Source organism: Streptomyces sp. CRN 30 (assembly GCF_034105845.1).
Window position 1 is genome coordinate 1 of sequence record NZ_JAVRHI010000539.1, and the last position, 8,716, is coordinate 8,716.

At 74.2% G+C, this 8,716-nt stretch carries 7 protein-coding genes; 5 read left to right on the plus strand and 2 right to left on the minus strand.

Features of this window, described 5'->3' with window-relative positions:
• From UW392_RS62585 to UW392_RS62600, 4 genes are all read left to right on the plus strand, one after another.
• On the plus strand, positions 1–1,338 hold a 1,338-nt coding region (locus UW392_RS62585; RefSeq protein ID WP_414497683.1), incomplete at its 5' end, for an ABC transporter permease subunit.
• Positions 1,339–1,366: 28 nt separating this feature from the next.
• A complete protein-coding gene (locus tag UW392_RS62590; RefSeq protein ID WP_320784440.1) occupies positions 1,367–2,608 on the plus strand; it encodes an MFS transporter in 1,242 nt (413 codons plus the stop codon).
• A gap of 181 nt (positions 2,609–2,789) precedes the next feature.
• Positions 2,790–4,130, plus strand: a complete 1,341-nt coding sequence (locus UW392_RS62595; RefSeq protein WP_320784441.1) for a S1 family peptidase — start codon at positions 2,790–2,792, stop codon at positions 4,128–4,130.
• Positions 4,131–4,306: 176 nt separating this feature from the next.
• Positions 4,307–4,810, plus strand: a complete 504-nt coding sequence (locus UW392_RS62600; RefSeq protein ID WP_320784442.1) for a metallophosphoesterase — start codon at positions 4,307–4,309, stop codon at positions 4,808–4,810.
• A gap of 18 nt (positions 4,811–4,828) precedes the next feature.
• Here UW392_RS62600 and UW392_RS62605 read toward each other — a convergent pair whose 3' ends face one another.
• Together UW392_RS62605 and UW392_RS62610 are read right to left on the minus strand one after the other, a co-directional pair.
• On the minus strand, positions 4,829–6,235 hold the full coding sequence (locus tag UW392_RS62605; RefSeq protein WP_320784443.1) for a glycoside hydrolase family 43 protein: 1,407 nt from the start codon (positions 6,233–6,235) through the stop codon (positions 4,829–4,831).
• A gap of 17 nt (positions 6,236–6,252) precedes the next feature.
• Positions 6,253–7,674: a family 43 glycosylhydrolase gene (locus UW392_RS62610; protein WP_320784446.1), complete on the minus strand. Its 1,422-nt coding sequence runs from the start codon at positions 7,672–7,674 to the stop codon at positions 6,253–6,255.
• Positions 7,675–7,939: 265 nt separating this feature from the next.
• Between UW392_RS62610 and UW392_RS62615 the strand changes: the two genes are divergently transcribed.
• The gene (locus UW392_RS62615; RefSeq protein WP_320784444.1) at positions 7,940–8,599 is read left to right on the plus strand and encodes a TetR/AcrR family transcriptional regulator; all 660 of its coding nucleotides are present in this window, start codon (positions 7,940–7,942) and stop codon (positions 8,597–8,599) included.
• Positions 8,600–8,716: the final 117 nt, after the last annotated feature.

Here is an 8,716-nt window from a genome sequence, read left to right on the forward strand (position 1 = left end):
CGGCTGCACGAGCGGCGCGGCACGGGTGGCGCGGCGGCTTTCCTGGCCGCGCTGCCCGAGTTCCTCCTCGCCTCCGTGCTGGCCGCCGTCGTCGGCGTGCAGCTCGGCTGGCTGCCCGCCCTCGGCTGGTACGGCCCCCAGTGGACGGTGCTGCCCGCGCTCGCCCTCGGAGTGCCCGCGGGCGCGCTCCTCGGCCGCCTGCTCGACGACATGCTGCCCGCCGCCTTCGCCGAGGACTGGGCGCTGGCCGCCGCCGCGCGCGGCCTGTCCGGGCGCACCGTCGCCCGCATGGCGGTGCGCCGCTGCGTGCCCGGACTGCTGCCCAACATCGGCCTGTTCGTGACGGGGCTCACCGGTGGCGCGGTCGCCGTGGAACAGATCTTCGACATCCCCGGGCTCGGCCGCACCACCCTCCAGGCCGCCGTCGCCCAGGACCTGCCCGTCCTCCAGGCCGGTACCCTCGCCCTGGTCCTGCTGGCCGCCCTCGCCGGTACCCTCGCCCGGTTCGCCGGCCGCCTGCTCATCGGCCCGGCGCTGCGCGACAGCGCCCTGCCGTCGCTGCACCGGCCGACCCCGCCCGCGCCCCGGACCGCGCCCCTGCTGTACGGGGCCGTCCTGCTCGCCGTCGTCGCGTCCGGCCTCACCCGCGACCCCCTCGCCGTGGAGACCGGCGCCCGGCTCCAGGCACCGTCCGCCGCGCACCCGTTCGGCACCGACGCGCTCGGCCGTGACGTCCTGGCCCGCATCGGGCACGGTGCGTCCGGCACGCTCTCCCTGGCCCTGGCGATCAGCGCGGCCGCCCTCCTCGCCGGCGTCCTGCTGGGCCTGCTGCCCCGGCTCTCCGAACCGCTGGCCGACACCGTCAACGCCGTACCGCCCGTCCTCGCGGGCCTGCTGGTGGCCGGGATCGCCGGCAGCGGCGCGGCGACCCCCGCGCTCGCGGTCGCCGCCGTCGCCTGGGTGCCCCTCGCCGCGCACACCTCCGCCCTGCTCACCCAGGAACGCGCGGCCACCCACATCGCGGCCACCAAGGGCTTCGGCGCGGGACGCGCCTACCTGCTCCGCCACGAGCTGCTGCCCGCCGTCGTGCCCCCGGTCGCCCGCCACGCCCTGCTCCGGCTGCCCTCCGTCGCGCTCGCCCTGACCACCCTCGGCTTCCTCGGCCTCGGTACCCAGCCGCCGGACCCCGAGTGGGGCCTCCTCCTGTCCGAGAACCAGCCGTACGTGGAACGCGCCCCCTGGGCCGTGCTCGCCCCCGCCGCCGCTCTGGCCCTGCTCGGGATGGTGGCGGTCACGGCGGCGGGCGGGGTACGGCTGCCCCGCAAGAGAACCCGGTAAGAAGAGAACCCGGTAAGTAGAAGACCGCATGACAGCACCGTCCGCCGCCGCCTCCCGCCGCCGTACCTGGGCGCACCTCGACCCGCTGCTGCGGCTGCTGATCCTCACCCAGCTCGCCTTCAACGTCGGCTTCTTCGCCGTCCTGCCCTTCCTCTCCGAGCACCTCGGCGGCTCGCTGGGCCTCGCGGGCTGGCTGGTCGGGCTCGTGCTGGGCCTGCGCACCTTCAGCCAGCAGGGCCTGTTCGTGGTGGGCGGGGCGCTGGCCGACCGGTACGGCGTACGGCCCGTGGTGCTCACCGGCTGCGTCCTGCGCATCGCCGGGTTCGGCTGGCTCGGGTACGCGCACGACACCTGGCAGATCATCGCCGCCGTCGTGCTGATCGGTTTCGCCGCCGCCCTGTTCTCCCCGGCCGTGGAGTCCGAGGTCGCCCGGCAGGCCGTGGCCCGGGAGGAGGCGGGCGGCGGCCCCCGGACGAGCGTGCTGGCCCTGTTCACCGTGGCCGGACAGGCCGGTGCCTTCGTCGGCCCGCTCATCGGCGCGCTGCTCCTGGCGGTGGACTTCCGCACCGTGTGCCTGGTGGGCGCCGGCGTCTTCGTCCTCGTGCTCGCCGGGCACGCGCGGCTGCTGCCGCAGCACATCCCCGGGCGGGCGCGCGTGACGGTCAAGGGCGGCCTGGGCCCGCTCCTGCGCAACGGCCGCTTCCTCGCCCTGTGCGGCGCGTACGGCGCCTACCTGCTGGCGTACAACCAGCTGTACCAGCTCCTCCCGGACGAGGTGGAGCGCGCGGCGGGCTCCCAGGCGCCGCTCGCCTGGCTGTTCGCGCTCTCCTCGCTGCTCGTGGTGACCACCCAGCTGCCGGTGACCCGGTGGGTGGCGGACCGGCTGGACCTGCGCCGCTCCATGACGGGCGGACTGCTGCTGATCGCCGCCGGGTTCGCGGTCGTGGCACTGGCCCGGCCCGCCGGGTGGACGGGCACCGCCGGGCTGCTCCCCGCGGCGGGCTTCGTCGTGCTGCTCACCCTCGGCCAGATGCTCGTCGCGCCCGCCGCCCGCGCGTGGGTGCCCGACCTGGCCCCGGAGGGACGGCTCGGGCTCTACACGGGCGCGATGTCCTCCGTCTCCGGACTGATCGTCCTGGTGGGCAGCGCGGCCACGGGCTCCCTGCTCGACAGCGGGCTGCCGCCCGCCGTGCCGTGGCTGGCCCTCGCGGCGGTCCCGGTGCTGGCGCTGGTGCTGCTGCCCCGGAGGGCCGTGCCGCAGGCCGGCTGACGCGCCACGGTGCCGCTCCGTGCCGTCCCCATCCCCACCGGCCGTCGACGGTGGGGAGTCGAGTGATTCCGCCCGCCGTTGAACACCCCACGCGGCACGTGCGTATGAACCGGCATCCAGGCGCCCCCCCAGTCATCTGTCGGACGGCGGCCCCGGCCGTCCGACCCCAGGAGGTTCGAAGTTGAGTCACAAACGCACACCCAAGCGCAAGGCGGTCATAGCGGCCGGAAGCGTGGCGGCGCTCGGAGCGGCGGCTTTCCTGCTGCCGAACGCCATGGCGGGCCAGACGGACGACGACAACGGGGCCACTCCCAGGACGTTCACGGCGGCCGACGTCCCGGACCTCGTCGCACAGCTCGCCCCCAGGCTCGGTGACGCGTTCGCCGGGTCGTACTACGAGGCATCCGGGCAGCGGATCGTCGTCAACGTGGTCGGCGACGACAGCGACGTCATCGACGAGGTGGAGAAGGCAGGCGCCGTCCCCCATCAGGTGCGCAACAGCACCGCCGCGCTGGACTCCGCCGCCACGACGCTGCGCACCGACGCGACGATCCCGGGCACCGCCTGGTCCGTCGACCCGAAGACCAACGAGATCCGGGTCACCGCCGACTCCACCGTCACCGGTGACGCCTGGAACAGACTGGAGTCGACGGTTGCCTCGCTCGGCGAGGGCGTCGCGACCGTGAAGAGGTCGGCCGGCACCTTCAAGACGTTCGCCGAGGGCGGTGACGCCATCTTCGGTGGCGGTGCCCGCTGTTCGCTGGGCTTCAACGTGACGGACGCCCAGGGCGCCCCGGCATTCCTGACCGCGGGTCACTGCGGGGTCGCGGCCGCTCAGTGGTCGGAGGAGCAGAACGGTGCCCCCGTCGGCACCGTCGACCAGGCCGTCTTCCCGGGCGCGGGCGACTTCGCGCTCGTCACGTACGACGACCCGGCGACCCGGGCGGCCAGTGCCGTCGACACCGGCGACGGGCAGCTCGTGGAGATCGCCCAGGCCGCGGAGGCCGTCATCGGCCAGCCGGTGATCCGCATGGGCAGCACCACGGGGCTCAGCGACGGCCAGGTCCTCGGCCTGAACGCCACCGTCAACTACCCGGAGGGCACCGTCACCGGGCTCATCCAGACCGATGTCTGCGCCGAGCCGGGCGACAGCGGCGGCTCCCTGTTCACCGCGGACGGCGGCGCCATCGGTCTGACCTCGGGCGGCAGCGGTGACTGCACCGTCGGCGGAGAGACGTTCTTCCAGCCGGTCACCACCGCCCTGGAGGCGGTCGGCGCGACCCTCGGCGCGGGCGACGCGGCGGGCGGTGGCGAGGAGGCCGGCGGCGGGGACGCGGGTGTCGGTGACGGAGCCGGGGCGGGCGACGAGGCCGGCGCCGGCGACCAGGCCGGTGAAGGCATCGGCGGCGGCGACGGCGTCGGCGGCGGTGTCGATGACGGCATGGACAACGGCATGGGTGACGGCACGGGTGACGGCGTGGACGACGGTGCGAACGACGGCATGAACACCGGCGGCCACTGAGCCGTCCGGTCACCGTGCCCACGAGCCGCCGTCCCGGCTGCGACCGAGCGGTCCCGGCCGGACGGTGACGGTGGTCCGGCCCTCCGGCGGAAGGGCCGGACCACTCCCCGGCATCCCGCATCCCGGCACGGGGATCACGCCACGGAGATCCCCGTCACGGATGGCACCCTGGAGACGTGCGCCTCCTCCTCGTTGCCGACACCCATCTCCCCAAGCGGGCCAAGGCCCTGCCCGAGCAGCTCCTCGACGAGCTCCCGCGCGCCGACGTGGTCGTCCACGCCGGCGACTGGGTGGACACCGCCACGCTCGACCTGCTGGAGGACCGTTCCCGCCGCCTGATCGGTGTGTACGGCAACAACGACGGCCCCGGCCTGCGCGCCCGGCTCCCCGAGGTGGCGTACGCCGAGCTCGACGGCCTGCGCCTCGGCGTCGTCCACGAGACGGGAGCCGCCCAGGGCCGCGAGCGCCGGTGCGCCGCGCGCTTCCCCGACCTGGACGTCCTGGTCTTCGGGCACAGCCACATCCCCTGGGACACCACCGCCGACACCGGGCTGCGGCTGCTGAACCCCGGCTCGCCCACCGACCGCCGCCGCCAGCCGTACTGCACGTACATGACGGCGCGGGTGGCGGACGGCGGGCTCGACGAGGTGACGCTGCACCGGCTGCCCCGCCGTACCTGAACGGCACCGGGCGACCGCTCACGCCCAGGCGGTCACCGGCACGAAGGAGCTGTCCTGCCGGAACAGCTCCGTGCCGTCCGACGGCTCGACGCGCACCTGGTAGCCGTAGTGCCGCAGGTAGTGGCCCGGGTAGTTGTACGACTCGAAGCGCAGGGCACCCGAGGCCGTCCCCGTACGGGCGACGAACGTGGCGTCCTGCGCGAACACCGACGAGCCGTCGTGTCCGTCGAAACGGGCCCGGAAGTCCCAGTGCCGCAGGTAGGCGCCCGACGCGTCGCGGAACGAGAAGGCGCTCCCGTCGGCGAGCCCCGGCACCACGGTGAACGTGGCCGCCTGCTTCTGCGCGGCCGTGGAGGCGGACGTCACCACCGGCAGGTCGAGCAGGGACGACTGCTGCTGCCAGTGGCGGGTGGTGTAGTTGGCCGACCGGAAGGAGCGGGTGACCCCGGTCGGCAGGCTCGGGCCGCCGGAGACGGTCTCCTTGACGACCGTGAAGTGCCGCGCCGTCCCCGAGATGCCGGGCAGCCTCCTGGGCGCGGTCCAGGTGGCGAAGGTGTCGCGGCTGTCGCTGTAGTAGTAGGCGCCGTCACCGTAGCCGTCGAAGAACATCCGCCAGGCGCCGTTGTCGAGCCGCACCAGCGCCGGCCCTTCGCGGGTGCCGCCCCAGCCCGCCCAGTTCCCGGTCCGGTGGATCGTGTACGGGCCGGTCAGGCCGGAGGCCGTGGCGTACTCGATGTACTTGGTCGTCTCGTTCTTCGGGAACGCGTGGTAGGTGGAGCCGAGCCGCACGACGAACGTGTCGATGTGGTTCGCCCCGATGCCCGCCAGGGCGACCGGCGAACTCCAGCCGGTGAGCGCGGAGTCGGTGGCCCGCAGCCGGTACGGGGTGAAGATCCACTCGTTGTCCGTGGTCGAGCACGACACGATGACGTTGACGCTGCCGTCTGCGTCCACGAACCACTCCGGCGCCCACGCGCGCGCGAGGTCGGCGATCGGCACCGTGTGGTCGTACAGGAACGTCCAGGCGACCCGGTCGGCGCTGCGCGCGAAGCCGATCGTCGTGCTCGGGTCCTGCCAGGTGCGTGTGGTGTAGGTGAGGTAGTAGTAGCCGTCGGTGTGCCTGAGGATGCTCGCGTCCCGGATGCGGCCGCTCGGCGGGGTGTACGCGGAGGCCCGCACCAGCCGGAAGTCGGTGGCGTCGTCGGACTGGTAGACGTTGACGGTGCCGTCGTCGCTGTTGAGGAACGGCAGGATCGTGTAGCGGGTGGCGGACCCGTTCGGCGGCGCGGCCGCGGCGGCGGTACCCGTCGGGCCGGTCGCGTCGGGCGGGCCGCCGAGGACGAGCGCCGACGCGGGCAGCACGGCGGCCGCGGCCCGCAGCAGGGTCCGGCGGGAGGGGGTGGCGGGACGCTCCGGGGTTCTCATCTGCGGCTCTCCTCCGGTCACTGGGCGTAGAAGGTCGCGTCGGCCCGGTCCGTCGCCGTGCTCGGGGCCTGTACGTACAGCAGCTGGTCGTAGTGCCGGACGTAGCGGCCCGCGTAGTTGGACGACTCGTAGGAGATCCCGGCGGCGTCCGCGAGGCCGGGACGGGCGAAGAAGGAGGCGTCGCCCCGGAACCGCGCCGTCCCGTCGTTCCGCTCCACCCACACCTCGAAGTTCCTGTGCCGCAGGAAGTAGCCGGGGAAGTTGGCCGACTCCAGCGACACGGTGCCGCCGCCGGCGAGCCCGGTGACCGTGCGGAACTGCGAGTCGGCGAGCGGGGCCACGTCTCCCTCGATGCGCGCGCGGTACTCCCAGTGGCGGACGAAACGGTCGGGGTGGTTGTACGAGGACAGCCGCTGCGGGGTGACCCCGTCGGCGACCGGGATGCCGAAGTCGGGCGTGCCGTCGGACCTCCAGTACAGCTTCTGCACGCGGGTACGGCGGTTGGGGTCGTTGAGCGGATCGCCGCTGATGTCCCGGTAGCCGCGGTCGTGGTAGACGAGGAGGTCGGACTTCCCGTCCTCGGAGACCGTGAACGAGTTGTGGCCGGGCCCGTACTGGGAGGTCGCGTCGTTGCTGCGGAAGACCGGGTTCGGCGTCTTGGTCCAGGACGCGGCGTTCAGCAGGTTCGCGGAGGCGGACGCCGTCAGCAGGCCCACGCAGTAGTTGGCGTCGGTGGCGCTCGCCGAGAAGGTCAGGAAGACCTTGCCGCCCCGCTGGATCACCGCCGGTCCCTCGTTGACCCGGTGGCCCACCGTCTCCCACGCGGCGGTGGGCGTGCTGATCCTGACCGGGGTACCGGTGATGGTCCACGGGTTGGACATCCGCGCCAGGTACAGACTGGTGCCGCTGCCGATGGCCGGGTCGTTCTGCGCCCAGCTCAGGTAGCGCACCCCGTTCACCACGAACGTCGTCGCGTCCAGCGAGAACGTGTCGAGCGGCAGCGCGATCCGGCCCCGCTCCGTCCAGGTGCCGGTCAGGGGATTCGCGGCGCTCGTCTCCAGCACGTACGGGCGGATCGCCCAGACGTCGTCGGTCCGGCCCGCGGCGAAGTACACGTACCACTTGCCGTCGATGAAGTGGATCTCCGGCGCCCAGATGTGGGCGCCCATCTCCCCGCTGGTGTGCCGGGTCCAGATGGTCCGCTCGGCGGCCGTGGCGAGCCCCTGGACCGTGGTGGCCCGGCGCAGCACTATCCGGTCGTAGGCGGGCACCGTCGCCGTGAAGTAGTAGGAGCCGTCGGTGTGCTTCCAGATGTGCGGGTCGGCCCGCTGCTCGGCGAGCGAGTTGGTGTACGACACGCCGGGTGACGCGGGTACGGCGGCGCGGGCGGTGCCGGCGAGGGCGCCGGTGACGCCGGCGGCCGCCGAGCCGGCGGCCAGGCCGAGGACCGTCCGGCGGGTGAATGCGGGTCTCACGGGCTGCTCCCTTGGACGAGGGGACCGCTGGAAGAGGTGGCCGGTAGCTGACGTGACCGGTATGTCGAACAAAGTTCGCAGGTTCGGCCAGAAGATAGGAGCTGCGCCCCGTCGCGTCAACGCTTCTGTCACACGGGTTCCACCCCGGGCGAGCCGCCCGCAACAGGGCCGTGCACACGACAAGATGGACCGACGGCCGCACCGGTGGCCGGTCACGAGAGGGGGACGCGTGGCGGGCAGGCTCACACCGCCGACCGGACGGTACGGGGGCAGGAGCGCCGAGGAGCGCCAGGCGGACCGGCGCCGCCGGTTCCTCGACGCCGCGCTGCAACTTTTCGGCGCCGGTCCCGGATTCCGGGGGACGACCGTGGCGGGCCTGAGCGAGGCCGCGGGCCTGTCCACCCGGCAGTTCTACGAGGAGTTCCGCACCCTGGAGGACGTCCTCGCCGCCCTGTACCTCACGGTCGACGGCCGGGCGGAGCGGTCCGCGCTGGCCTCGCTGGCCGCCCTCGAGGGGCGGCCGGTCGCCGAGCGCGCCGCGGCGGCCTGCCACGCGTACGCCGCGCACGTCACCGGTGATCCGCGGCGGCTGCGGATCACCTCCATCGAGGTCGTCGGCGCCGGTCCGCGCCTGGAGCGGCAGCGGCTGGCACGCCGCGCCCGCTGGACCGACCTGGTCTGCGCGGAGGCCGCCGCGGCCGCCGAACGGGGCGAGGCGGCCCGCCGCGACCACCGGCTCGCCGCCACCGCCTTCGTCGGCGGCGTCAACGGCCTGCTGCACGACTGGCAGTCGGGCCGCCTCGACGCCGGTCTCGACGACGTGGTCGAGGAGTTGGTGCGGCTCCTGCTCGGCATCCTGCGACCGCCGGACTGGCGCGGCGGGACGTGACGCGGGCCGCCCTCAGCCCGCGACGCGCTCCAGCGCGCCGAGGACCGGCGCCACCCCGTCCTCGGCGCCCAGGCGTGCGGCCAGCCGGTGGGCGTGCCGGCCGTGGGAGGCGTCGCC

Bases quoted from the DNA above. Each gene is read 5' to 3' on its own strand.
- UW392_RS62605 (WP_320784443.1), bottom strand. From the start codon at position 6,235: ATGAGAACCCCGGAGCGTCCCGCCACCCCCTCCCGCCGGACCCTGCTG.
- UW392_RS62590 (WP_320784440.1), top strand. From the start codon at position 1,367: ATGACAGCACCGTCCGCCGCCGCCTCCCGCCGCCGTACCTGGGCGCAC.